Raw genomic sequence first — 25,478 nt, forward strand, 5'->3', positions numbered from 1 at the left:
CCGATGTCGACGCGCGCCGTTGCAGGCAATCCAGGGCCGAAGCGTGACGAGAGCGCCGAACCTCAGGACGTCGCCGTCTTTTTTGATTTCGAGAATATCGTCTATTCGACGCGCAACTGCCTCAACCTGAACCCTGATTTCGGCGTTCTCATGGATTGCTGTCGCAGCTTTGGTCGCGTGGTCATCGCCCGCGCCTATGCCGACTGGCGTCGCCATGCGCCCACCGTGTCATCTATCCTTCATGCGCAAGACATTGACCCGGTCTTCGTGCCCAGCTACCAGTACGGCCGCCCAGGCACCAACAACGGCTCCATCAAGAACAGCGTGGACATGCATCTGTGCGTAGACGCGATGCGTGTGCTCTATCGCTATCCGCATCTCAACGTGTTCGTCCTCATCAGCGGTGATCGTGACTTTATCCCGCTGGTGCGCGCCCTGCGCATGGAGGGCAAAATGGTCATCGGCGTCGGCGTCACCGACACCACCTCGATCTACCTGGGACGCGCCGTAGATCACTTCGTCTTTTACCAGGATTTGCTCACCCGCGCGGGCCAGCCGGCTCGGCCCGCGGTGCGCCTCGAAACCGAAGCCGCGCCGCCCATCACCGCTGAAACAGCCAGCCTCCCGCTCAACTCCAACGGCGCCGGCCGCGCGCCCGCGCCCACCGAGCCGACCCCCGCGCTCGAGCCTGAGGATGACGGCCTCTGGAGCAGCCTGTTGTACGAGGCGGAGGACAATACGTAAGTAGGAAGTAGGAAGTAGGAAGTAGGAAGTAGGAATGAGGAAGTAGGAAGTAGGAAGTAGGAAGTAGGAAGTAGGAAGTAGGAATGAGGAAGTAGGAAGTGGGAAGTGGGAAGTGGGAAGTAGGAAGTAGGAGTTTTCGGGAGGACATCATGACGGCCAAGACAAAAATCATCATCAGCGACCTGCACCTGGGCGCTGGGCTGGAGGGCGCCGGCGGTAATCGCCTCGAAGACTTCATCAGCGACATTGACTTTGTGGAGTGGGTGCATGGCCTGACTGCGGAGAGCAACCGCACCGGCGCTGACATGGAATTCATCATCAATGGCGATTTTATGGAGATGCTGCAGGTGCCTGCGGTCGTGCGCTTTGACCCGACCGAACCCTACCCGCCGGCCGCGTATGCTGCCAACGACGAAGCCTCAGCCCTTCTCAAACTGACGCACATCACGCAGGGCCATCCGGGCCTCTTTGCTGTCCTGGCCGATTTCATCAGCCACCAACCGCGGCGCAACGTCGTCATTCTGCGGGGCAATCACGACCCGGAGCTCTACTGGCCCGGCGTGCAGGATGTCCTGCGCCATCTCCTGGGCGCCACCGGAGAAGTGGTCAACTTGCTCCAGTTCCCGCCGTTGAGCTATCTGACCGACGGCGTCTACGTAGAGCATGGCAATCAGTACACTGAATCGGTCAACCGTTTTCAGAACCCCAGCGCGCCGCTCGACCCGCAGGATCCCACCAGGCTGGAATTGGTGTGGGGATCGCGCTTCGTGTTCGAATACTTCAACCAGATCGAACGTGAGCGCTACTGGGTGGACGGCGTGGCGCCGATGACGGGCCTCATCTGGTATGGCTTGCACTACGATTTCCCCTTTGCGGCCAGGGCGCTCAAACTCCTGCTGGCTGCTGTCCCGCGCCTGGGGCTGCCGCGCGAGGTCTCTCCCAAGCAAATTGACGCCATCTCCGCCCTGGAAGCAGACCTGGCCGATCCCGACGACCTGCCCGCCCTGCAGGCACGCTACGAGTCGGACCGCGCCTTCCGTCAGGAGTTCGAGGCGCGTGTGCTGGAAGCCTTGCGCGACGTCAGCACGGACGACACCCTCCTGCCCTCCGCACGTGACCTCACGCCGGCCGCTGCCCTGGCGCGCGCGGAACAGTTGGCCGATGAGTATCGGCGGCGCCTGCGCAGCGAAGCCCAGCGCATCGCCACCGAAACCCAGGCGCGCCTGGTGACATTTGGTCATACCCACGTGTCAGAAACTTTCCCCCTGGCGGATGGGGCCACCTACATCAACAGCGGCGCCTGGATCGGCGCGGCTGATTTTTCTCATGCCACCCCGGCGCAGTGGGAAGACCTCTTCCGTCACCCGGATGCCTATGCCAACCAGCGCCAGTTGGCCTTTGTGCGCGTGGACTACGACGCAGCCGGCCAGCTCAGCGCCCGCCTGCTGCATGTGGGTCAGCCAACGCCGCCCGGTGGAACAGGCAGCGGCGGCGTTCACCCGGCGCCCTCGCCGCATAAGGGCTGCCTGCCCGCCCTGCTCCTGCTGCCCTTCCGGCGCTGAACCATCGCCGCCGCGCCTGACGCAGGCTCTCTTTTGATCACTGAACGGTCCATGACCTATGCAACCAACCTCGTATCCGCTTGACCTGCAGATCTTGACCGCGCGCTGGCGCACATTTATCGAAACGCGCGCGCAGCCGGACGCGGTGGACCCGGTGGTGGTCAGTTCCTGGCGCCGCTGTGCTCCCTTGCTCAACCCCTTTGCCCAACCTCAGTTAGCCCGCCTGAATGAACAGGCTCTGCGCCGCCTGCTCATCAGCCAGTTCGATCTCCTGGCCATTGCGCGCCCGGTGATGGAAGACATCTTCCAGGTCATCGAGGGCGACCGCAGTCTGATGGTGCTGCTCGATAACACCGGCTGCGTTTTGCTCACCCTGGGCGACGCCCACATGGAAGAAGAGGCCACCCGCCTGGGGCTGACTCCCGGCACCTACTGGGATGAGGGGCGCGTGGGCACCAACGCCTTCGCCCTGGCCCTGGCCGAACGTATGCCGGCGCAGGTGGTCGGCGCGGAGCATTTCCTGGCCTGCTTTCATCATCTCGTGGATGCGGCCGCGCCCATTTTTCAGCCCAGTGGACGCCCCATCGGCGTGTTGGGCATCCTCGGTCTGGGCAGCATGAGTCATTCCCATTCGACCGGCATCGTCGTGGCCGGCGCGCGCGCCCTGGAAAACCAGTTGGCCGCCGACGTGATGCACCTGGATGCCAACACCCATTTGACCCTGCTCAATGCGACGATGGAATCCATCGCGGATGGGGTGCTGGCCTGGGATCGCGACGGCATCGTCACGCAGATGAATCGGCAAGCGGCCGAGCTGCTGACCCTCAACCCGCGCCTCGTCGTGGGGCACCCCTTGCAGCGCTATGTGCAGGCGCCGGCCGACCTACGCGAAGCGATGGAGCTTGGCAAGCCGTTGCGCGATGTCGAGGCTCATCTGCTGGTCAACGGACGCCCGGTCTACTGCATGTTGAATCTGAAGCCAATTCGCATTGGCGACGCGCCACCGATCGGCTTTCTGGCGACGCTGCAGCCCATTCAGCAGATTCACCAGATCTTCTATCGCCTGTCCGGCGCGCAGGCCGCGATGACCTTCGACGATCTCAAGGGCAAATCGGCCGACATCCAGCGCGTGCGCAATCAGGCGCGCGGCGCCGCACGCGGCCGCGGCAACGTCCTGTTGCAGGGCGAGTCAGGGGTGGGTAAACACGTCGTGGCGCGCGCCATCCACAACGCCAGCAGCCGCGCCAACGGGCCTTTCATTGCCGTCAACTGCCGGGCCTTCCCGCGTGACCTGTTTCTGAGTGAGTTCCTCGGTTATGAAAGCGGCGCCTTCAGCGGCGCACGCGTCGAAGGGCGCCCCAGTAAGTTCGAGCTGGCCTTCGGCGGCACCCTGTTCCTGGACGAAGTAGAGACGATCCCGCTCGAATTCCATTCCGTGCTCGGCCGCGTGATCGAAACCGGCGAGGTGATGCGCCTGGGCGGCACCCGCGTCATTCCGGTCAATGTGCGCGTGATTTCCTCCACCGACACCGATCTGGACAGCCTGGTGGCCGAGGGCGCGTTTCAGGCCAACCTGGTCTATCGCCTGAGCTCGATCGTGATTGACATGCCCTCCCTGCGCCAGCGGCGTGAGGATCTACCCGAACTGATAGACACCATCCTGGGCCGCATGCACGCCAGTCAGCCGGCCAATGCGGCCACGGTCACGCCGGAGGCGCTGCACCTGATGAAGAAGTACCCCTGGCCAGGCAACATTCGCGAACTGGAGAGCGCCCTGGAGCGCGCCAGCAGCCTGGTAGCCAGCGGTCAGCCCATTGACGTGGCCCATTTACCGGAGAGCGTCCGCCGCGGCGCGGTCATCGTGCCCACGCGCGAAAAAGCCGAACCGGTGCTCAACATGGATGAATGGAACCGCGAGGCGCTCATTCGCGCCGGCTGGGCCACGCACGGCAATCTGACCGAAATGGCGCACCTGCTCGGCATCAGCCGCACCACGTTATGGCGCAAGATGCGCTTCTTCAACCTGACCGCGCACCACTTTCAACCCGATGGGTAATTGGTACCACCCCTCTGTTTCAGAATTGAACAGTTGTCGCAATTTCCGTTTCACCTTGAAACAAAAATTATCCAATTGATTGACACTGCGGTCACGCTGTGTTAATCTGATCTTGTGTGATTTTTTCGGAAACCGCTTAAGGCATGGGCTGGGTCACACCGGCAAAGTGACATGCACCCCAGGCGGTTCGTGGCTGGTCTCATTAATTGGAGCCGCGTCGTGCCAAGCCTTGTTCCGAGCAAGGCGACCATGAGAAAGGAGGACTGTCACACCCCACACAACCCTGCGCTAGCTTGTGACTCGACGCGCCTTACCCCGCGCGCATCGAGGTAGGTACGCTCCCTCATGAGAGTCGTTTGATTTCGAGCTGCCGGCACGGCAGTGAACGATGTATTAGACAAGGTTGGAGGAATACTTACGATGTCTCCGTTTATGGGTGAAGTGATTGGCACGATGTTGCTGATCCTGTTGGGTGATGGTGTGGTGGCCAACGTTTTGTTGGCCAAGACCAAGGGTAACAATTCCGGCTGGATTGTCATTACCACAGCCTGGGCGCTGGCGGTCTTTGTGGGCGCCTATTCGGTGGCGAGCGTCAGCGGTGCGCACTTGAATCCGGCCGTCACGATTGGTCTGGCCGTGGCTGGTAAGTTTGCGTGGGCCAATGTCTTCCCGTACATTATTGCCCAATTCATTGGCGCCTTCATTGGCGCCACCCTGGTTTGGTTGCACTACTTCCCGCACTGGGCCGAGACCAAGGATACTGGCCTGAAGTTGGCCGTCTTCTCGACCGGCCCGGCCATTCGCAGCATGACCTGGAACCTGGTTTCTGAAATCATCGGCACCTTCGCGCTGGTGTTCGGCATCCTGGCGATCAAGGGCGCCGTGATGGATTCGTCTGGCTCGGCCGTGCCGTTGAACATGGGCGCTCTGGGCATTATCCCCGTGGCCTTCCTCGTGTGGGTGATCGGTCTGGCGCTCGGTGGCACCACCGGTTATGCCATCAATCCGGCTCGTGACCTCGGCCCTCGCATTGCGCACTTCGTCCTGCCTATCGCAGGCAAGGGTGACAGCGACTGGGGCTACTCCTGGATTCCAGTGGTTGGCCCCATCGTCGGTGCTGTCATTGCGGGCCTCCTGTACACAGGACTCGGCAGTTTCTAACCCTCGGCGCTTTTCCCTTGTGAAGGCCTGACTTCAGGCCTTCGCAAGGCCCCCTGATTCGTGACCGTGCCAGCGTGTTGAGGCGATTGCTGTGATGAAAGGAATGGCTATATGAAGAAACTGATCAATAAACCCGAAGATGTCGTTCGCGAGGAACTGGAAGGGATTGTCTACGCACACTCGAACCTGGTGACAGTGCATTATGACCCGAACTTTATTGTACGGGCCGATGCACCGGTGCAGGGCAAAGTGGGCGTGATCTCTGGCGGCGGCTCCGGTCATGAGCCGATGCATGGTGGCTTCGTGGGTATGGGTATGCTGGATGCGGCCTGCCCCGGCGCGGTCTTCACCAGCCCCACGCCCGATCAGATGCTGGAAGCGACCAAGGCCGTCAATGGCGGCGCGGGCGTGCTGCACATCGTCAAGAACTACACCGGCGACATCATGAACTTCGAGATGGCGGCCGAAATGGCGCGCGAAGAGGGGATCGAGGTCGAAGCGGTAGTGACCAACGACGACGTGGCTGTGAAGGATAGCCTCTGGACAGCCGGCCGTCGTGGCGTTGGCATCACCGTCCTGGCCGAGAAGATCACGGGCGCGGCCGCGGAAGAGGGTCGCTCTCTCAAAGAAGTGGCCGATGTCTGTCGCAAAGTCAACGCCTGGGGCCGCAGCATGGGTATGGCACTCACCTCCTGCACCGTGCCCCATGCCGGCAAGCCCACCTTCGATCTGCCTGAAGATGAGATGGAAATCGGCGTCGGTATCCACGGCGAGCCAGGCCGCAAGCGCATGAAGCTGGCCACGGCCGACGAAATCACCGAGATGCTGGCCGAGCCAATCATCGAGGACCTGCCCTTCCAGGCGGGTGACGAAGTCCTGGCCTTTGTCAACGGCATGGGCGGCACCCCTCTCATCGAACTGTATGTCGTCTATCGCAAGCTGGCGCAGATCTGCGAGAGCCACGGTATCAAGATCGCGCGCAACCTGATCGGCTCCTACATCACCAGCCTCGAAATGGCCGGCTGCTCGATCACGTTGCTCAAGCTGGATGCTGACCTCCTCAAGCTGTGGGACGCACCGGTGAAGACCGTGGGCCTGCGCTGGGGTGTATGAGTCTTGCAAACTCGTTGCATTAAACAGCATTAACAGGTGACCATGACAATCTCGCGTCAAGATGTGCTCGACTGGATCAAGAACGTTGCTGGCGTGCTCGCTGAAAACAAGGACTACCTCACCCAACTCGACTCGGCCATTGGTGATGCCGACCACGGCGCCAACATGACGCGTGGTTTTCAGGCCGTCCTCACCAAGCTGCCCGCCGTCAGCGACAAAGACATCGGCACCATCTTCAAGACGGTCGGCATGACGTTAGTCTCCACCGTCGGAGGCGCCAGCGGGCCGCTCTATGGCACCTTCTTCATGCAGGCAGGCGCGGTCTCGGTCGGTAAACAAGACCTCTCGGCCGCCGACTGGGGCGCCGCGCTGGAAGCCGCGGTCAATGGCGTTGTTATGCGCGGCAGGGCCGTTCTCGGCGATAAGACGATGGTAGATGCCCTGACGCCAGCCCTCGAAGCCTTCAAGGATGCGGTCGTGCAGAACGCAACGATCGGTTTGGCCCTGACACGCTCTGTTCAGGCCGCCGAAGAAGGCATGAAAGCGACGATCCCCCTGGTGGCACGCAAGGGACGTGCCAGCTATTTGGGCGAACGCAGTGCAGGGCACCAGGACCCTGGCGCCACTTCGACCTTCCTGATCTTGAAGTGCGCCGCCGAAACCTGGGCAAACTCATAAGATCACGCTCGATCCGGACAGGCCATAGAGTCTGTCATCTACATAGTTTCGGAATCCAAAGGAGGATTCGTACATGGCTAAGTATGCAGCAGCGATAGACCAGGGCACCACCAGCACCCGCTTCATGGTGTTCGACCACAGTGGAAAAGTTGTTTGTTTCGACCAGAAGGAACATGAGCAGATCTATCCCAAGCCGGGTTGGGTCGAGCATGATCCGATGGAGATTTGGACCCGCGTCGATGAAGTTGTCAAGGGCGGCCTGGCCAAGGGCAATATTGACCCGGCCGACATTGCCGCGGTCGGCATCACCAATCAGCGTGAGACCACCGTCGTGTGGAATCGCAACACCGGCAAGCCGTACTACAATGCCATCGTTTGGCAGGATACGCGCACGGCCGATATCTGCAACGCCCTGGCAGCCGATGGTGGTCAGGATCGCTTCCGCGCCCAAGTGGGCCTGCCGTTGGCGACCTACTTCTCCGGCCCCAAGGTGCGCTGGATTCTCGACAATGTCGCGGGCGTGCGCGCAGCCGCAGAGGCCGGCGATGCCATCTTCGGCAACATTGACACCTGGGTCATCTGGAATCTGACCGGCGGCACCGACGGCGGCGTGCATGTGACCGATGTCTCCAACGCCAGTCGCACCATGCTCATGAACCTCAACACCCTCGACTGGGACGATGAGATTCTGGGCATCATGGGCGTGCCACGCGCCATGCTGCCCAAGATCGTCGCCTCCAGCGCGGTCTATGGCAGCGCCAAGGGCGCCCTGGCCGGCATCCCTGTGGCAGGCGACCTGGGCGATCAGCAGGCGGCTCTCTTCGGCCAGACCTGCTTCAGCGCTGGCGAAGCCAAGAACACCTACGGCACCGGCTGCTTCATGCTGCTCAACACCGGCACCACGCCCGTGCCGAGCAAGAGCGGCCTGCTCACCACCCTGGGCTACAAGATCGGTGACGAACCGGCCGTCTATGCCCTGGAAGGCTCCATCGCCATCACCGGCGCGCTGGTGCAGTGGCTGCGTGACAACCTGGGCCTCATCTCGCGCTCCTCGGATGTCGAAGCCCTGGCCGCGACCGTCGAAGACAACGGCGGCATCTACTTCGTGCCCGCGTTCTCTGGCCTGTTTGCGCCCTACTGGCGCAGTGATGCCCGCGGCGCGCTCGTCGGCATGACCCGCTACGTCAACAAGGGCCACATCGCCCGCGCCGCCCTGGAGGCCACCGCCTTCCAGACGCGTGAAGTGCTCGATGCCATGAACAACGACTCCGGCGTCGCGCTGACTGCCCTCAAGGTGGACGGCGGCATGGTCTTCAACGAACTGCTCATGCAGTTCCAGGCCGACATCCTCGGCGTCCCTGTCATCCGCCCAACCGTGGCCGAGACGACAGCCCTGGGCGCCGCCTACGCCGCCGGCCTGGCCGTCGGCTTCTGGGCCAAGGTCGAGGACCTGCGCGCGAACTGGGGCAAGGACAAGGAATGGCAGCCGAACATGGATGCGGACCATCGCGCGGCGCAGTATGCCAACTGGAAGAAGGCCGTCACCCGCACCTTCGATTGGATCGCCTAACGTTCTCTTTCCTCTCTCCCCCTCTCCCCCTCGTTCAACGAGGGGGAAGGGGGAGAGGGGGAGAGGGTGGGCCTGCCGCCTGCCCTCCCTGACACTTGTGCCGGTCCGTGGACTGCGCACCACGTGCTGTTAGTGGCCTGCGGAACCAGTGAGCACCGAAAATGGGCCGTCCGGCAGACATCGTGTCTGCGACCTGCGCCCTTCAGGACTTACGACGTAGGGTGAAAAGACCGAAGGGTGCTTGTGCCCCTTCGGTCTTTTTTCATCGTAACCATTCAGGAATGAGATTTTTCTATGAAACGTCTAGATACTGACATTCTCGTGATTGGCGGTGGCGCCACCGGTACGGGAATTGCCTGGGATGCGGCACTCCGTGGCTTCAAGGTCATCCTGGTGGAGAAACGCGACCTAACCCATGGCACCACCGGGCGCTACCACGGCCTGTTGCACAGCGGCGGCCGCTATGTCGTCAAGGACCCTGGCAGCGCGGTGGAGTGCATTACCGAAAACCGCATCCTGCGCAAGACCCATGCCCATTGCATCGAAGATACCAGCGGCTTCTTTGTTGTGACGCCAGAAGATGAGGGGGAATACCCTGATCTGTTCAAGGCCGCATGTGAGAAGTGCGGCGTGCCTTGCGCCGAAATCCCCGTGGCCGAGGCGCTGCGCCGTGAGCCGCTGTTGAACCCGCGCATCAGCCGCGTCTTCGAAGTGCCCGATGGCGCCGCGGACAGCTTCTTGTCCACGCACGCCACGGCCCAGGCCGCGCAACGCGTTGGCGCGCAGACCCTCGTTTACCATGAAGTGATCGCCCTTCTTCTGGAGGGCGGCGATGGCAACCGCCGCGTGGCCGGCGCGCAGGTGCGCAATGTGACCACCGGCGAAGAGATGGCGATCTACGCCAGCATGACCGTCAACGCCACCGGCGCGTGGGCCGGTCAGCTTGCCAAGATGGCTGGCATCCGCGTGGATGTGATCCCCGGCAAGGGCACACTGGTGGCTATGAACCACCGTGTCGTCAACACAGTCATCAACCGCTGCAAAAAACCGGCCGATGGCGATATCATCGTGCCGATTCATACCGTGGCCGTCATCGGCACCACGGACGAACGCGTCACCAACCCTGAAGACCTGCGCATCGAACCGTGGGAAGTCTATCTGATGTTGAGCGAAGGCGAGAAGCTGGTTCCTTCCATTTCCAAAGCCCGTGTGGTGCGCACATGGGCCGGGGTGCGGCCCCTCTATCAGGAACATTACAGCGGTTCCAGTCGCGATGCCACGCGCGCCTTCACTCTGCTGCGCCACAACAATCGTGATGGCGTCCAGAGTTTCCTCACTATGACCGGCGGCAAGTGGACCACCTTCCGCCTGATGGCTGAAAAAGCCGTGGACGCCGCGTGCGAGCAAATCGGCGCCCGCAAACCCTGTGTGACGGCCGAGACGGTCGTGCCAGGCATCGAGCAGGGGCACTACTGGCTGGGACATCGCCTGCACGAAGTCGAAGACCTCAAGCTGCAGGGCGAACTGGTGTGCGAGTGCGAGCTGGTGACGCGCACGATGGTCGAGAATGCCGTGCGGCGCAATCCCCTGGTGACACTGGACGATCTGCGCCGTGATGTGCGCCTGGGTATGGGGCCTTGCCAGGGCGGCTTCTGCACCTATCGCGCCTGCGGCATCTTGCACGAGCTGGGCAGCAAGCAGCAAGCGGATGCCCGCCCACCGCTGCAAGTCAGCGCAAGTGACGCCACGTGGGAAGTGGCCTACCTGCAGTCGCCCGCGCATAACAACGGCGCGGCGGCCGCGGCCCCTTCGCCGCTGTCCAATCAGGCCATTACAGTGGAGGATGCCAACCTGCTCTTGCGCGATTTCCTGCAAGAGCGCTGGAAAGGGCTGACGCCCATCCTGTGGGCGCAGCAGCTCAAGCAGGAACGCCTGGATGAACTGATCTACCTCAGCCTGCTGAATGCCGATCATCTGCCCGACGGCGACCGGCAAGGCCCGCTGAGCACGTTCTGGCAGTTCGACACCACGCCGAACGAGAAAACGGAGCGCGACCATGCTTGATCTACTTGTAATCGGCGCTGGACTGGCCGGCCTCCAGGCCGCTATCACCGCTGCGCAGGCCGGCGCACGGGTGCGGCTCATCGCCAAAGGCTTGAGCGCCACACATTGGGCCGCGGGCACCGTGGATGTGCTCGGCTATGCGCCGGCGGCTGAGGGCGCCGCGCCCGCGTTGGTGCAGCGCCCGCTGGATATGATCGCCGGTGTGCCGGCCCCCCATCCCTACAGCCTGCTCGGCCGTGAGGGCGTTGCCAGCGCGCTCGATTCTTTCGTGGCCCTGACTCATGAGCTTGGCGTGCCCTACGAAGGCAGCGCCAACGGCGGCAACCTGCTGCTGCCATCGCCCGTCGGCGCGCCGCGACCCGCGTTCCTGGCGCCACGCGCCCAGCGCGGCGGCGATCTCAGCCGGCCGGAACCGATGCTGATCGTCGGTTTTCAGGGGATGCGCGACTTCTATCCCGAACTGATCGCGGCCAACCTGAACAAGCAGGGCTTTGCCGCGCGTGCGGCCTTCCTGCCCCTGAGCCTGCTCAACAGCCAGCATGACCGCAACAGCGTGCAGTTGGCTCATGGGCTGGACGATGCGGCGACGGCGGCCCGCTTGGGCGCTGAGCTCAAGCGCCTGCTCAAGCCGGGGGAGCGCATCGGTCTGCCGGCTATCCTGGGCCTGGCCAATCACCTGGGTGTGCTGGATGATTTGCGCACCCAAACCGGCGCCGTCATCTTTGAAATCCCCACCCTGCCGCCCAGCGTGCCTGGCATTCGCCTGCATGCGGCCTTGCGCAAGCATGTGGAAGCGCTGGGCGTGCGGGTCGAGATCGGCATGGAGGGCATTGGCTTTCATGCAGAGGGGGATGCAGAGGGGGACGCGGGAAACATTCAGTGGGTGGAGACTTCTACCAGTGCGCGGCCGCTGAAGCACCGCGCGGCCAAGTATCTGCTGGCGACGGGCGGCATCCTGGGCGGCGGTTTCAACAGCAATCACCTGGGCCGGGTGTGGGAAGTGATCTTCGACCTGCCGTTGACCGTGCCGCAGCAGCGCCATCAGTGGTTCCAGCCGCAGTTTCTGGATCCGCAGGGGCACCCGGTTTTCCGCGGTGGTGTGGCGGTGAATGGCGATTGGCAGCCGCTCAAGGGCGATGGGACCCCCGTTTATCGCAACCTGTGGGCGGCCGGCGGCCTGTTGGCCGGCGGGGATTACATTCAGGAGCGCAGCCTGGAAGGGGTTGCCATTGCCAGCGGTCGCGCCGCGGCGACGCGACTCCTGCAGGCAGCGTAGGGCCGCTGGCCTGGCGCTTGAATTTCTTTCACGAACACGGACTATCCTTATGCACACGATTTCCTGGCACTCGGTCGGCGAATCGCTCGACGAGTGTATCAAATGTAACATCTGTACGAGCTACTGCCCGGTGGCCGCGGTGACCGATCAGTTCCACGGCCCCAAGTATTCCGGGCCGCAGGCGCAGCGCTTCCGCGAGAACGGCCAGCCCCACTCGCCCGATCATTCGGTGGACTACTGCTCCGGCTGCCGCGTCTGCAATGAGGTTTGCCCCACCGGCGTGCGCATTGCCGAGATCAACGCCCGCGCCCGCGCGCAGATGGTGGCCGAACACGGCATCCCCTTGCGCAATCGTCTCCTGGGCCGCAACGAGATGTTGGGCAAGGTGGGCAGCTACGCGCCGGCCCTGGCCAACCTGGCGATGCACAACCCCTTCAGCCGCTTCATGGCCGAGAAGGTGATGGGCATCGCGCGCCAGGCGCCGCTGCCGCATTGGAGCACGGAGGGCACCTTCGGCGACTGGATGAAGCGCACCGCCGGCCAGCGCCTGGCCTCAGACAAGAAGGTGGTCTACTTCCACGGCTGCGCCACGATGTACTACGAGCCGTTCATCGGCAAGGCGGCCGTCCTGGTCTTCGAGCATCATGGCTACGAGGTGATCGTGCCGCCGCAGAACTGCTGCGGGCTGCCGATGCTGAGCAACGGCGAATTCAAGGCGGCGCGCGGCCTTCACGAGCACAACGTCGGTTACCTGGCCGACTACGCCGCCCAGGGCTACCCCGTCGTGGGCACCAGCACCAGTTGCACCTTGACTCTCAAAGAAGAGGCGCCCGAACTGCTGGACATGCAGGACGCAGCCAGCGAACAGCTCAAGATGGGCACCTGGGACATCTTCGAGTGGCTGATCGAACTGGCCGACAAGGGCGAGCTGAGAACCGATTTCAAGAATATCGAGATGGTCTTGCCGTATCATGCGCCTTGCCAATATCGGGCGCACCGCGTGGGCAAGCCGGCCTTCGAGATCCTTGAGATGATCCCCGGCCTGGATGTGCGTGACAGCCACGCCCCCTGCTGTGGCATCGCCGGCACCTATGGCTACAAGGTGGAGAAATATCAGATCGGCATGGATGTGGGCGAAGAGCTGTTCCGCTTCGTGCGCGAGCAGGGCGAGGAGGCCACCATCACCGCCTGCGACTCCGAAACGTGCCGCTGGCAGTTGGAGCATGGCACCCACAAGCCCAGCCGCCATCCGATCGAAGTTCTGGCCGCTGCGTATGGGTTGTACGACCTGGAGAAACGCCGGCCGCTGCATGAGTAGGAAGTAGGAAGTAGGAAGTAGGAAGGGGGTGGGAAGTGGGAAGTGGGAAGTAGGAAGTGGGAAGTGGGAAGTGGGAAGTGGGAAGTAGGAAGTAGGAAGTGGGAAGTAGGAAGTGGGAAGTAGGAAGTGGGAAGTGGGAAGTGGGAAGTGGGAAGTGGGAAGTAGGAAGTAGGGGCGCGTGGACGGCGGCGGACTGGGAAAGCGCCTGGGCGCCCTGTGACGAAGCCACGTATGTGGACGCCCTGGCGCTCCTGCGGCCGGACGATGTGGTGCTGGACATCGGCGCCGGTGATCTGCGCCTGGCGCGGCGCATGGCGCAGCAGTGCCGCCAGGTGATTGCGCTGGAACGGCAGGCCGCTGTGCTGGTCCGGGCCGGCTCGACGCCCCCACCGGCCAACCTGACTGCGATCTGCGCGGATGCGCTCACCTGGCCGCTGCCGGCGGGCATCACCACAGCCGTTCTGTTGATGCGGCACTGCACGCACCTGGCCGCCTACGCCGATCGTCTGCGCCGCGCGGGCTGCCGGCATCTCATCACGAACGCACGCTGGCGCCTCGGCGTGGAGTTGATCGAACTGGCCGCCGGCGTGCCCTGGAACTCAGTGGCCGGCGGCTGGTATGCCTGCCGTTGCGGCGCCGTCGGGTTCAAGCCGCTGCCCGCGGCCGGCCTGACCGCGGCGCTGCTCCAGCAGACGGCGGAAGTTCTCGACTGCCCCGCCTGCAGGGCCAGTGATTGAAATCGCGCCTGAATGGCGTGACGGCCGGGCGCTCACCTGCGACCACGCATCTTCTCAATAATTTGGGGTAGGGGCATGGCCTTGCGCCTGCCCGCGTGGGCGACCGCAAGGGTGCGCCCCTACTAACAAGGATATCGTTATGACACTGCGACTTGAAGGCAAGCGGATTGCCATCCTGCTTGAAGAAGGATTCGAGGACCTGGAGTTTTGGGTGCCCCTGATGCGCATGCAGGAAGAGGGCGCCCGCGTGACCGTCGTCGGCATCACAGCCGGCAAGACGGTCAAGAGTAAGACGGGCGCGCTGACCGCAATGACCGATGTGGCGGCGGCCGACGTGCAGGCGTCCGCTTTCGATGGCCTGATCGTGCCCGGCGGCTGGGCGCCCGACAAGCTGCGCCGCTATCCCGCCGTCACGACCCTGGTGCGCCAGGTGTACGAGCAGGGCAAGATCGTCGGCATGATCTGCCACGCCGGCCTGGTCGGCATCTCGGCCGGCATCGTGCGCGGGCATCGCAGCACCGGCAGCCTGGGTATCAAGGATGATCTCCTGAACGCCGGCGCGACCTGGGTGGATGAAGCGGCCTTCCGCGATGGCAACCTGGTGTGGGGGCGCGTCGTGCCCGACATCCCCTACTTTTGCCGGGAACTGGTGGCCGCACTCGCTTAGATCATTCCCGCTGGTCCTGAACGGTCGGGGGCGATCCGTTCGTTGCATCGTCTCCGCCTACCAGCCACAATCTCACACGAGAGGTTTCTATGGTTGGCCTCGTCATCGTATCCCATAGCTATTTCCTTGCCCAGGGCGTTCTGGAATTGGCGCGCCAGATGGCGGCCCCTGGCGTAAAAATTGCGGCGGCCGGCGGCCTGGATGGCCCCGACCATGCGCTGGGCACCGACCCCTTCATGGTGCAGCAGGCCATCGAAGCGGTGGATGGCCCCGACGGCGTCCTGGTCCTGATGGACCTGGGCAGCGCCATTTTGAGCACCGAAATGGCGCTTGAGTTTGTAACCGAAGAGACGCGGCAGCGGGTTCTCCTGTGCGAAGCCCCCCTGGTGGAGGGCGCGCTGGCTGCAGCCGTGCAGGCCGGCCTGGGCAGTTCCCTGGCCGTCACCGCGGCCGAAGCGCGCAGCGCCCTGCTGCCCAAAGCCACGCATCTGGGCGTTCAGATCGCAGGGCCTGTCGTGTCGTCCCCTGTCAGCACCACGGAGCGCGTGATCCAACTGCGCCTGACGGTGCGCAATCGCCTGGGACTGCATGCCCGACCGGCCGCGTTGTTCGTACGGACTGTGGGGCGTTTTGCCAGCAGCATGACGGTGCGCAATGTGACCCGCGGCGGGCCTGCGGTCAATGCGCACAGCATCAACCTGGTGGCGACGCAAGCCATCCGCCAGGGCGATGAGATCGAAATCGGCGCCAGTGGAGCGGATGCTGAGGCTGCGCTGGCCGCGCTGGCGCAGTTGGCAGACACTGGCTTTGGCGACGGCATCACGCCTGTGGACAGCGCAGCGCCCTCGGCCGACGCCGCTGTGAGCGCAGCGCCCGCGCTCACAGCGGCGTCGGCCGACCTGGACGAGCCGCTGCGGTCCCTGCAAGGCATCGCGGCCGCGCCAGGCATTGCCATTGGCCCTGTCCGGCGCTTCGAGCCGACCGTGCCGCCGGTGGTGCTGCGTCAGCGGGGGGTGAGCAACCCGGCCGCCGAGTGGGAGCGCCTGCAAGGCGCCAGGCAGGTGGCGCGGCAAAACATCGAGGAGATGCACGCGCGCCTGTGGCAACAGGGCGCGGCGGCCGAAGCCGCCATTTTTGACGCGCATCTGCTGTTCCTGGATGACCCGGCGCTGTTGGAGCCAGCGCAAGCGGCCATCTTCGGGCAGGCTGATAGCGCGGAGGCGGCCTGGCACGACATCATCGAAACAACGGCTGCTGCCTACGCGGCGCTGGACGATGCCTATCTGCAGGCACGCGCGGCCGATGTGCGCGATGTGGGTCGCCAGGTGCTGTTGGCGCTGGCCGGCCAGCGCGCCACCTTCAGCCTGGATGCGCCGGCCATCCTGGTGGCCGACGACCTGGCGCCGAGTGACACCGCCAACCTGGATCGCAGTCAGGTGTTGGCCCTGTGTACGGCGCGGGGCGGTTCCACCTCGCACAGCGCCATCCTGGCGCGCACGTTGGGCATTCCGGCCGTGGTTGGTTTGGGCGCGCGCGTGTTGGCCGTGCCCACCGATACGTTGATGGTGGTGAATGGCGACAGCGGCGAGGTAATCATCGCGCCGGCGGCGGCTGCGGTGGCGACCTGGGAAGCGCGGCGCAGCGCCTGGCTGGATGCCCGTCAGCAGGCCGCAGCAACCAGCCAGCAGGCCGCGGTGACCACCGATGGCATGCATGTCGAAGTGGTCGCCAACATCGGCAGTGTGGCCGATGCCCTGGCCGCGGTGGCGGCGGGCGCCGAAGGGGTAGGGCTGCTGCGCACCGAATTCCTATATCTCGATCGCGCGGTGGCGCCGTCGGAAGCTGAGCAGACCGACATCTACCGGGCCATCTTCGCGGTGATGGGGCAGCGGCCGATTGTCGTGCGCACCCTGGATGTGGGCGGCGACAAGGAACTGGCCTATATCGCCCTGGGGCATGAGGACAACCCGTTCTTGGGAACACGGGCTGTGCGCCTGTACCGGGAGCGCCCCGATCTGATCGAGCCGCAACTGCGTGCCCTGCTGCGCGCGGCCGTGGGGCGGCGTGTGCGCATCATGTTCCCGATGATTGCCACCTATGACGAGGTGGTGATGGTGCGCGGCTGGCTGGACAAGGCGCAGCGTGACCTGGCCGCGGCCGGCGTGCCCGCGCCCACCGATCTGCAGGTTGGCATCATGATCGAGATTCCGGCGGCGGCTGTGCTGGCCGACAAACTGGCGCCCGCGGTTGATTTCTTCAGCATCGGCACCAACGACCTGACGCAGTACACCATGGCGGCCGAACGAGGTAATCCACGTGTGGCGTATCTGACCGATGCGCTGCACCCTGCCGTGCTGCGCCTGATTGCCCAAGTGATTACGGCTGCGCATGACCACGGACGCTGGGTGGGGGTCTGCGGCGAGCTGGCCGGCGACCTGACCGCCATCCCCATCCTGCTTGGGCTTGGGTTGGACGAGTTCAGCATGAACCCGGCTGCGATTCCACCCGCCAAGCAACTTCTGCGCACACTCAACCGCCAGGCGTTGCGCGATCTGGCGTCGCATGTGCTGACGCTGAACTCGGCGCAGGCGGTGCGCGCGGCGGTGCGCGCGGCCCTGCCCGCAGGTTAAGGCAGCGGGCAAAGTGGCAAAGGTTGGCTGGAGGATGAACGCAGTTAATTCGGCGCCCGTTTTTTGATCTTTGACAAAAATGGATTTACCGGTTATTATGATATTGCCCTGCTTCAAGTGCGGTCATGTGGCCGCTCGTGTTCGATGTTCGATGCTCGATCGAAAGGAGTCAAGAGATCATGCATAGTTCGATGTCAATTGACCGTTTTCATGCGATGATGACGTCATCCAAGCCGGATAGCCCACTGATGACTACCCTGCGCCAGGTGAAGATCGTGCAGGGGCCGGAGCGCATTGCGCTGCGAAGCTCCAAGGGTGTCAGCCCATATTACGTGTGGACTGGGTGGAACCTCTGATCCTTGTTGGTCCGCCGAACCGGACTACTGGGTGGCGCGCCAAACCATTTCATAAGACCATAGCGTGTGGGGTATCCCACACGCTATGGTTTTGTTAGCTGTGCTGCGCCCTGTACTCCATAGCCGCTCGCCTGGAGGCGCCGTATGACGAACGATCACATCATGGGTTTGTTGTTGGCCATTCCGGAGATTGCGGCCTGGCCGCAGATGGCAACCATTTTGACGCGCACGGCCGACAAGGTGCGCATGGATTGGCTGCTGCCTGTGTTGGGTTGTCAGGCGGTCGGCGGCGGGGAAGATGACGCGCTGCCGGGCGTGGCGGCCATTGCCTGTACGCAGATCAGCATCATTCTGGCCGATGATCTCCTGGACGAAGACCCTCGCGGCGAGCATCAGCGGATCGGCGTCGGCCAGGCGGCTAACCTGGCGTTGGCCTTCCAAGCCGCGGCCTTCCGTGTGATTGATCTCGCGCCCATCAGCGCGCCGCTCCGCGCGGCGGTGCAGGGCAGCCTGGCGGCCCTGGCCCTGAAGACGGCATACGGCCAGTGGCTCGATGTGCAGAATTTCCAGGGCGAAGATGACTATTGGAAGGTCGTCGAGGCGAAGAGCACACCGTTCTACGGTGCTGCCCTGCAGGTGGGCGCCCAACTCGGCGGCGCCAGTCCTGACGTGGTCACCGCCCTCTATGCCATTGGCGTGCAACTGGGCGAGATCGTGCAGTTGTTCGATGACCTGGAAGATGCCTTGCAGGTTCCGGCTGGGCCTGACTGGACACAGGGGCGCAACAACCTGCTGATCCTCTATGCCCGGTCGGCCCCGCATGAAGGGCGCGCGTATTTTGTGGATCTCCTGTCACGCGTGGCTGAGCCGGCAAGTTTGCGGCAGGCGCAACAACTCCTCATTGACAGCGGCGCTGTCAGCTACGCCATGTACCAGGCGGTGATGCGTTATCAGGCCGCGCGGCAGCGCCTGGCTGACCTGCATCTGCCCCACCCCGAGCCGATTCAACAGGCGCTGACGGCGCAGATGGCCCCTCTGAGTACGCTGTTGCAGCAGCTTGGGCTTGAAGTCCCTCCCGAATTGATGATCTAGGGAGTGTATCGTGGATCGAGGCTCTGATTCTGCACCACACGTGGCGCCCAGGAGTCTCCCGCAGCGAGCCAGGCAAGCGGCCGCCGGCCTACGGCTGGATGGCTCGTTGGCGTTTGTGGCCCTGGCCATGCTGGGCATTTGCTTACTCTACACCTTTGCCTATCCTTTGCTGGGTCACTATCCCGGCCTGAGCTTGACCTACGATTGGGTTGTGCTGGATACCGACGACTGCGATCCCGCCCGCGACTGGTGCCGCCAAAACCAACTCCAGGTGCTGCCCGGCGATCGTTTGCTCCGAATTGGCGACTTGACCTATGCCGCGTACACGAACGACCGTGCGCTGGTACCGTTTGGAGCCTATCACGCCGGCGACCCTGTGCCGGTCATTCTGGAGCGGGACGGTCAGACGGTGCAGATCAACTGGCAGATGCCTGGAACTTCCGGCCAGGTCTGGAATATCGTGCTGTTCAATCTGCTGTTCGTGCTGCCTTTCTGGCTGGCTGGCACTGTCGTCATGCTCTTCCTGCGCCCGCGTGACGCGCGCTGGGGCCTGTTGGTAATCTTCAACTACCTGATTGCGACCTGGCTGGCCGCCGGCTTTACCTCGAACACGCATCTCGCCGGCTCGGCCTATGTCGTGCGCATGGCGGGATGGCTCATGATACCCGTTTTTGTCCATCTGCATCTACACGTGCCCAACCCATTGCCGCGCCTGCGTACACAGATTTCCCCGGCGCCGCTTTATCTTATCCCTGTGATCCTGGCCGTGTGTGAGCTGTGGGCCTGGCCGCCTCCGCGCGCGTACATCGTGGGCGATGCCCTGGCGGTGCTGACCAGCTTGGCTCTCATCATCTATCGCCTGCTCAATCCCATGTCGCCTTCGGACCGGGTGGCCGCGCGCATCATGTTGACCGGTGTGGCCCTGGCGTTTGGCCCTGGTCTGATCCTGTGGGTGATTCCCGTCTTGATTGATGTCAATCCGCCGGCTGTCAACGTTGTGGCGTTTGCCACGCTGGTTTTGCCGGTGCTGCCCCTGTTCTACACCTATGCTGCCTACAAGCATCGCCTGGGCACCCTGGAGTTTCGCGCCAACCGGCTCTTGAGCACCTACAGCTTCATTTCGCTGTACGGCACGGCGTTTCTGTTCATCTTTTCGATCCTGGGGCGCTGGCTGCGCCTCAGCACCAATGCCCTGCTGGCCTACCTCGTCTTCTCGGCCATTTTTGTCATCGCGGCCTTGCCGCTGCGCCAGCGTTTTGTACGCCTCGTGGATCGTCTGGCCTACGGCACTGCCCATGACCCGGACGATCTGATTCGCGCCTTCGCCAATCGCATCCCCCAGGCGCTGACGCCTGAGGATTTGGTACAACTGCTGGTGCGCGAAGTGATGCCCAGCCTCCTGATCCGCCAATCGGCCCTGGTTGCCATCCCGCGCGATGGGCCGCCCGCGCAGAGCAACGTCAATGTCGAACTCGTCTATGCCGAGAATGTCGCCGTGCCTGGCCAGTGGTCGCTGTCCACCCTGGACGATGTGTTGGCCGACGCGGGGCGTTACCGCTTCCGTGAAGCCACTGAATCAGTGCAGGTTCTGGGTTGGGTCAGGCTGGCAGTGACGCTGGCGATTGGGGAAAGGCGTCGCGGTATCTGGTTGTTGGGGGAGAGACACCCCGACGATTTCTACCCGCAGAAGGACATTGATCTGCTGACTACCCTGGGCAACCAGGTGGGCATGGCGTTGCACACCGCCAGTCTACTCTCGGAGAGCCGGCGTTTTGCGCAAGATCTGAAGGCGCTGCACTCGGTCAGCAGCGTGGTGGCCAGCTCGCTGCAGCCGCAGGAGGTTTACAAGCGCACGGTCGAGACGCTGGCGCAGGTCTTCGGTTACAGCTTCGTCAGCATCTATCGTGTCGAGGGCGAGCGTCTGCATCTGCAATACCAGGTGGGGTATGACCCGCAGCACCTGATCCAGGAGCTGCCGCTGACGACCGGGGTGATGGCGCGGGCCGTGCGCAGCGGGCAACCCCAGTTTGTGCAAGATGTAAGCCTGGATCACGATTTTCAGCGTGAGTCGCCCACGTTGGTCTCGGAGATTGCCGTTCCAGTGCGCAGCGCCGACCAGGTGCTGGGCGTCATCAATGTCGAGTCCGCGGCGCCCGGTCAGTTGACCACCAATGACCTCGATCTGCTCTTGATTCTGGCCAATCAACTGGCCATTGCCATCACCAACGCCGGCCTTTTCGACACCGTGACGCGGCAGTTGCAGCAGTTGGAACTGTTGCGCGAGATCAGCCTGCACATGGCCAGCAGCCTCGACCTGAAACAGGTGCTTGACACCATCGCGGCTGCCGCGATGACCCTGCTGCGACCGGGCAACATTCACATCTTCCTGTACGACCAGACGCAAGATCGGTTTACCTTTGGCCATGCCCTGTGGCAGGATGGCCGCCGCACCCCGGTGACGACGACCCTGCGGCCGCATGGCCTCAGCTACCAGGTGGTGCGCAGCGCCGCGCCGGTGGTCGTGGATCATGCCGATCACCATCCACTCTATGCCGATTGGGCCGACCGAGCGACTGTGCCCCAGTCTATTGCCGGCGTCCCGTTGATGCGGGCCGGCCGCGCCCTCGGTGTCTTCACCACCGCTTTTTTTGACCGCCAGACGATCGCCAGCCAGGATCAGCAGCTGCTCACCATGCTGGCCGACCAGGCTGCAGTGGCCGTGGACAACGCGCAGCTCCACGCCACCGCGCTGCGCCGCGTGCGCGAGTTCGAATCCCTGCGTCAGGTGGAGCTGGCGCTGGCGAGCAATCTCAATTTGCATCAGCTCTTGCAAACCATCGTGGCCCAGGTCATTGCCCTGGTGGATGCGCAGGGCGGGGGTCTTTACATCTACTTGCCTGAGCTTGATCAACTTGAGTTGCGCGTGTCACAGCAGCCGGCGTCCTGGCCAGGCGATTTTTCTGGGACGCGTTTACAACGCCATGAAGGATTGGCCGGCGCCGTCCTGGCGTCCAACCAGATCATCATGACCAATGACTATCACGCCAACTTCAGCAGTACACCCTTTGCCGATGTGCCTGTTAGCTCGGTCCTGGGCGTGCCATTGACCTGGGGCAGTGAATTTTTGGGTGTCCTGACGATCTTCAACACCGATACGGGGCGTGCATTCAATCTGGACGATCAGCGCGTGGTGAGTCTGTTGTCCGGCCAGGTGGCTGTGGCCATCGTCAATGCCCGCCTGTATGAGGATGCCCGTTTGCGCGCCGAGAAATTGGCCGTGGCCTATGCCGAGCTCAAGCAGCTCGACCGCCTGAAAGACGAGTTCGTGCAAACGGTTTCGCACGAACTGCGCACGCCCTTGACCTTCGTGTGCGGCTATGTGGACCTGCTGTTGGAAGACGTGATGGGTACACTCAACCCGCAGCAGCGCGAGGCGCTCTCGATCGTGTCTGATCGCGCCGCCGCTACGGTGCGCCTGGTGAACGACATCATCAGTATGCAGCAGGCGGAGATGGAGCCGCGCCAGCCGCAGCCGGTTGACTTGGCCGACCTGGTGCAGACGTGCGGCGAAAGCGCGCGCATGACCGCGCTCAGTCATGGCATTGAGATGGGAGTGATGGTCGCCCCGAACTTGCCCCCGGTTCTGGGTGACGCCGATCGCTTGGGCGAGGTGCTCGATAACTTGCTTGCTAACGCCATCAAGTTCAGCCCCAACGGCGGCATCATCCGGGTGACGGCCGCGCCGGCGCTGGCCCGCCTGGGCGACGACGACGCACAGGCGGGCATCAAGGTCACAATCCAAGACCAGGGCATCGGCATCGCGGCCGACCAGCAGACGCGCATCTGGGAGCGGTTTTACCAGGTGGACAGCACCAAGACGCGGCGCTTTGGCGGCACCGGCCTGGGGCTGGCCATTGCCAAGCGGATCGTGGTCGCGCATGGCGGGGTGGTGGGGGTCGAGAGTCAATTGGGCGCCGGGAGTTCCTTCTGGTTCATCGTGCCTGCCTACCAGCCAGCGGGCTGAGTACACTCAGCCCAGCGCGCCCGACCAGACCAGCGCAAAGTCCTGCGGACCGCGGGCCACGTTGTAGGCGCGCACGGTGATCAGGTGGCGGCCGGGCGCCGGCTGTGCGAGCAGCACCATCTCCACGTTGTTCTTGCGGTCGAAGCCGCGGTTGAAGGGGGCCGTGAACTGATTGCCATGATAGTTTTGGCCGCTTGGCGAGGTGACAATCAGATCGAGGTCGTTCACCAGGCTCGCGGTTTGACCGGCCGAACCAGGGTAGTCGCTCCAGGCGAGCGTCACCTTGAGCGGCTGGCTGCTGTCAGCGACGACGGCTGCCAGGCGCACCGAACGGCCCGTGGTCAGGCCGCGGGTGCGTTCGTACATACTGATGACGCGCGGGGCTGGCGGTTGCACACAGTTCGTCATATGCACATGGCCCCAACCCTGTTCGAAATCATAGGGCGTGCCCTCCGCGGGCGTTCCGTAGCGGTAGGGGCGGTAGTCGGCGCCGTGCAGCAGCAGGGCTTTGAGCAGGGCCGCGCTGGGATTGCGGCGCCCCTGCTGGCGCAGAAATTGGCGCAGTAAGGCCAGCGCGCCGGTCGTGAGCGGCGTCGCCATGCTGGTCCCGCCATTCACCATGTAATCGTGCGGCAGTGGCGGATAGTCGCCCCAGCCGTGGTTGCCGTCCAGCAGATGGGAGCGGGTGGAGACGATATTGGTGCCGGGTGCAATCACATCTGGCTTGATGCGTCCATCGCGGGTGGGGCCGCGGCTGCTGAACGCGGCTACGTCATCCTCGTGATCGCTGGTTCCGTCCTGGCAGATCGGATCGTGCGGATAGTAATCGGGCCACAACTGACCCCAGGTGGCCTGGTAGCCCAACCCGCTGCGTGTGCTTTCGGCCGCGCCCACGGCGATGCAGTTTTTGGCAGTTGCCGGCGGCGTAATGCTGCCCGGGTCAACCCTGCCATCGCGATCGGCGTCGGCGCCATCATTGCCGGCTGCGACGACTACCACGAAATCTTTGTGCTCCCAGACGAAGCGGTCGAGCGCTTCCGAGAAGTTGTCATACGCGCCGTAGGCGCCGCCGCCCCAACTGTTGTTGTGAATCCGGACACCAGCCTCGTAAGCTTTGTTGAAGAAGGCGTAGAGGTCAGCCGGCAGTCCGGCGAGTCCAAAAGGGGCGGGGGCCCTTCCGTAGCGCTGTTGAAAGGCCCGACGGTAGGCGGGCGTCCACTCCAGACCCTGTTCGATGGCCTGAAAAACCAGGGTTGCCTCGGGGGCAACACCGCGGATCAGTTCAGTGTCGCTGGCCGAGGCCGCGCCGGAACCGAGGATGGAACCGGCCACGTGCGTGCCGTGCCCCGAATCGAGATCGGCCGGGCCATCATTACCGTCCTTGTTCAGAATCACGCTGTTGTAGTCGGCCGAGATGGGCCAGCTCTGAATGGCAGCCACGCGACCGGCGAAATCGGGGTGGATGTTGTCCGGTTCCCCGGAATCAAGCCCGGTGTCGGCAACGCCGACGATCTCGCCTTTGCCGGTCAACCCCGGCGCGTGCGGTGGCGCCACCTCCACCACGTGCATCAGGCGGACGGCCACGTTGTTACGCACCTGTCGCAGCAAGAACTGATCCACCGATTTGACGCCATGGATACTGGCCAGGGCCAGCACCTTCCCCTGCAGATCGGTCGTGCCCGGTGCAAACGAAACGCTGATCACGTGCGTGGTGGCGTCAGGCGTTTCACCCAGGTTGCCCCCCAGGGCCTCGATGATCGGCAGCGCAGCTTGCAGCAATTCTGGCGTAAAGAAGCTCACGGTGAACGTGCTGATGAGCGGCTCCGACACCGGCGGCTCGGCCACGACCGTCCCCCTGAACGCCCTGGTGGCCGTGGCGGCGTCATGTCCCTGCGGCCCCACACCGCGGCGTACCGGCTCCGCCAGGCTCTCGCGCAGGTCGGGCGATACCCGTAGGCTAGGCTCGTAATAGCCGATCCAGCGCACAAAATCAAGACGGTGTACGGTTTCGTACGCGTCCTCGGACAGCTCGACCACGTAGGCATACGAGGGCAGCGGTTCACGCAAGGTGCCGCCCGCCTCGGCCACGGCTTGCAGCCACTCATCCTTGATGGGGCCGATGAACTGCACCAGGTAATGGTGCGGCACCGCGTCCATCGCTGATACGCCGCGTGTGCCAACGGCCGCGGTCGAGATGGACGGCGGGGAGACAGAGGTATCAATGATCTCCCCGCCGACATCAATCTCATCAATGCCGTCCAACACCTCGATGGAATAACCGTCGTCTGTCAACCGCTCGAGCTGCTGGGCGGTCACTTCAACCAGCATCGAATCGGCATAGGTGGTCAGCACCGACGAAACCTGGCCCTTGAGCGTGCGTTGCTGGCGCTTATTAGCGTAAATGACTGCTGTTTGCAGCATGGGCAACCT

The 25,478-nt window shown here is 63.5% G+C and carries 17 protein-coding genes; 16 read left to right on the top strand and 1 reads right to left on the bottom strand.

The genetic code is table 11. From position 1 onward, the window contains the following. The first annotated feature begins 3 nt into the window (after positions 1-3). The 16 genes from IPF85_RS08710 to IPF85_RS08785 all read left to right on the top strand — a co-directional run bounded on the left by IPF85_RS08710 (position 4) and on the right by IPF85_RS08785 (position 23,048). A complete protein-coding gene (locus tag IPF85_RS08710) occupies positions 4-744 on the top strand; it encodes an NYN domain-containing protein (RefSeq protein ID WP_343407687.1) in 741 nt (246 codons plus the stop codon). 149 nt (positions 745-893) lie between these two features. After that, on the top strand, positions 894-2,306 hold the full coding sequence (locus tag IPF85_RS08715; RefSeq protein ID WP_343407688.1) for a hypothetical protein: 1,413 nt from the start codon (positions 894-896) through the stop codon (positions 2,304-2,306). Between the two features lie 58 nt (positions 2,307-2,364). Further along, on the top strand, positions 2,365-4,362 hold the full coding sequence (locus tag IPF85_RS08720) for a sigma 54-interacting transcriptional regulator (RefSeq protein ID WP_343407689.1): 1,998 nt from the start codon (positions 2,365-2,367) through the stop codon (positions 4,360-4,362). Positions 4,363-4,782: 420 nt separating this feature from the next. Beyond that, positions 4,783-5,523, top strand: a complete 741-nt coding sequence (locus IPF85_RS08725; RefSeq protein WP_343407690.1) for an MIP/aquaporin family protein — start codon at positions 4,783-4,785, stop codon at positions 5,521-5,523. Between the two features lie 111 nt (positions 5,524-5,634). Next, entirely contained in the window at positions 5,635-6,636 is a 1,002-nt protein-coding gene (gene dhaK / locus IPF85_RS08730) for a dihydroxyacetone kinase subunit DhaK (protein WP_343407691.1), read from the top strand. 42 nt (positions 6,637-6,678) lie between these two features. Further along, positions 6,679-7,314 (top strand): dihydroxyacetone kinase subunit DhaL, encoded by a 636-nt coding sequence (gene dhaL / locus IPF85_RS08735; RefSeq protein ID WP_343407692.1) that lies wholly within the window; start codon positions 6,679-6,681, stop codon positions 7,312-7,314. A 73-nt stretch (positions 7,315-7,387) separates the two neighbouring features. Further along, a complete protein-coding gene (gene glpK / locus IPF85_RS08740; RefSeq protein ID WP_343407693.1) occupies positions 7,388-8,884 on the top strand; it encodes a glycerol kinase GlpK in 1,497 nt (498 codons plus the stop codon). 294 nt (positions 8,885-9,178) lie between these two features. Further along, positions 9,179-10,948: an anaerobic glycerol-3-phosphate dehydrogenase subunit GlpA gene (gene glpA / locus IPF85_RS08745; protein ID WP_343407694.1), complete on the top strand. Its 1,770-nt coding sequence runs from the start codon at positions 9,179-9,181 to the stop codon at positions 10,946-10,948. Next, positions 10,941-12,224 carry a glycerol-3-phosphate dehydrogenase subunit GlpB gene (gene glpB, locus IPF85_RS08750; protein ID WP_343407695.1) on the top strand — a complete coding sequence of 428 codons (1,284 nt, stop codon included), beginning with the start codon at positions 10,941-10,943 and terminating at the stop codon, positions 12,222-12,224. The genes glpA and glpB overlap by 8 nt, the downstream gene beginning before the upstream one ends. A gap of 49 nt (positions 12,225-12,273) precedes the next feature. Next, positions 12,274-13,542, top strand: a complete 1,269-nt coding sequence (locus IPF85_RS08755; RefSeq protein ID WP_343407696.1) for an anaerobic glycerol-3-phosphate dehydrogenase subunit C — start codon at positions 12,274-12,276, stop codon at positions 13,540-13,542. A gap of 98 nt (positions 13,543-13,640) precedes the next feature. Next, a complete protein-coding gene (locus IPF85_RS08760; protein WP_343407697.1) occupies positions 13,641-14,279 on the top strand; it encodes a methyltransferase domain-containing protein in 639 nt (212 codons plus the stop codon). 145 nt (positions 14,280-14,424) lie between these two features. After that, on the top strand, positions 14,425-14,946 hold the full coding sequence (locus IPF85_RS08765; protein WP_343407805.1) for a type 1 glutamine amidotransferase domain-containing protein: 522 nt from the start codon (positions 14,425-14,427) through the stop codon (positions 14,944-14,946). A gap of 89 nt (positions 14,947-15,035) precedes the next feature. Further along, entirely contained in the window at positions 15,036-17,576 is a 2,541-nt protein-coding gene (ptsP, locus tag IPF85_RS08770) for a phosphoenolpyruvate--protein phosphotransferase (RefSeq protein WP_343407698.1), read from the top strand. Between the two features lie 179 nt (positions 17,577-17,755). Then, the gene (locus tag IPF85_RS08775; RefSeq protein WP_343407699.1) at positions 17,756-17,932 is read left to right on the top strand and encodes a hypothetical protein; all 177 of its coding nucleotides are present in this window, start codon (positions 17,756-17,758) and stop codon (positions 17,930-17,932) included. 144 nt (positions 17,933-18,076) lie between these two features. Next, positions 18,077-19,024 (top strand): polyprenyl synthetase family protein, encoded by a 948-nt coding sequence (locus IPF85_RS08780; protein ID WP_343407700.1) that lies wholly within the window; start codon positions 18,077-18,079, stop codon positions 19,022-19,024. A 10-nt stretch (positions 19,025-19,034) separates the two neighbouring features. After that, positions 19,035-23,048: a GAF domain-containing protein gene (locus tag IPF85_RS08785; RefSeq protein ID WP_343407701.1), complete on the top strand. Its 4,014-nt coding sequence runs from the start codon at positions 19,035-19,037 to the stop codon at positions 23,046-23,048. 6 nt (positions 23,049-23,054) lie between these two features. Here IPF85_RS08785 and IPF85_RS08790 read toward each other — a convergent pair whose 3' ends face one another. Continuing rightward, positions 23,055-25,469, bottom strand: coding sequence for a S8 family serine peptidase (locus tag IPF85_RS08790; protein ID WP_343407702.1), 2,415 nt, complete (start codon positions 25,467-25,469; stop codon positions 23,055-23,057). Between the last annotated feature and the right edge of the window lie 9 nt (positions 25,470-25,478).

Source organism: Candidatus Amarolinea dominans (assembly GCF_016704685.1).
Lineage (GTDB): Bacteria > Chloroflexota > Anaerolineae > SSC4 > Amarolineaceae > Amarolinea > Amarolinea dominans.

Excerpts from the sequence above, each read along its gene's own strand:
- IPF85_RS08710 (WP_343407687.1), top strand. The coding sequence starts at position 4 with ATGTCGACGCGCGCCGTTGCAGGCAATCCAGGGCCGAAGCGTGACGAG.
- IPF85_RS08715 (WP_343407688.1), top strand. The coding sequence starts at position 894 with ATGACGGCCAAGACAAAAATCATCATCAGCGACCTGCACCTGGGCGCT.
- IPF85_RS08720 (WP_343407689.1), top strand. The coding sequence starts at position 2,365 with ATGCAACCAACCTCGTATCCGCTTGACCTGCAGATCTTGACCGCGCGC.
- IPF85_RS08725 (WP_343407690.1), top strand. The coding sequence starts at position 4,783 with ATGTCTCCGTTTATGGGTGAAGTGATTGGCACGATGTTGCTGATCCTG.
- dhaK (WP_343407691.1), top strand. The coding sequence starts at position 5,635 with ATGAAGAAACTGATCAATAAACCCGAAGATGTCGTTCGCGAGGAACTG.
- dhaL (WP_343407692.1), top strand. The coding sequence starts at position 6,679 with ATGACAATCTCGCGTCAAGATGTGCTCGACTGGATCAAGAACGTTGCT.
- glpK (WP_343407693.1), top strand. The coding sequence starts at position 7,388 with ATGGCTAAGTATGCAGCAGCGATAGACCAGGGCACCACCAGCACCCGC.
- glpA (WP_343407694.1), top strand. The coding sequence starts at position 9,179 with ATGAAACGTCTAGATACTGACATTCTCGTGATTGGCGGTGGCGCCACC.
- glpB (WP_343407695.1), top strand. The coding sequence starts at position 10,941 with ATGCTTGATCTACTTGTAATCGGCGCTGGACTGGCCGGCCTCCAGGCC.
- IPF85_RS08755 (WP_343407696.1), top strand. The coding sequence starts at position 12,274 with ATGCACACGATTTCCTGGCACTCGGTCGGCGAATCGCTCGACGAGTGT.
- ptsP (WP_343407698.1), top strand. The coding sequence starts at position 15,036 with ATGGTTGGCCTCGTCATCGTATCCCATAGCTATTTCCTTGCCCAGGGC.
- IPF85_RS08775 (WP_343407699.1), top strand. The coding sequence starts at position 17,756 with ATGCATAGTTCGATGTCAATTGACCGTTTTCATGCGATGATGACGTCA.
- IPF85_RS08780 (WP_343407700.1), top strand. The coding sequence starts at position 18,077 with ATGACGAACGATCACATCATGGGTTTGTTGTTGGCCATTCCGGAGATT.
- IPF85_RS08790 (WP_343407702.1), bottom strand. The coding sequence starts at position 25,469 with ATGCTGCAAACAGCAGTCATTTACGCTAATAAGCGCCAGCAACGCACG.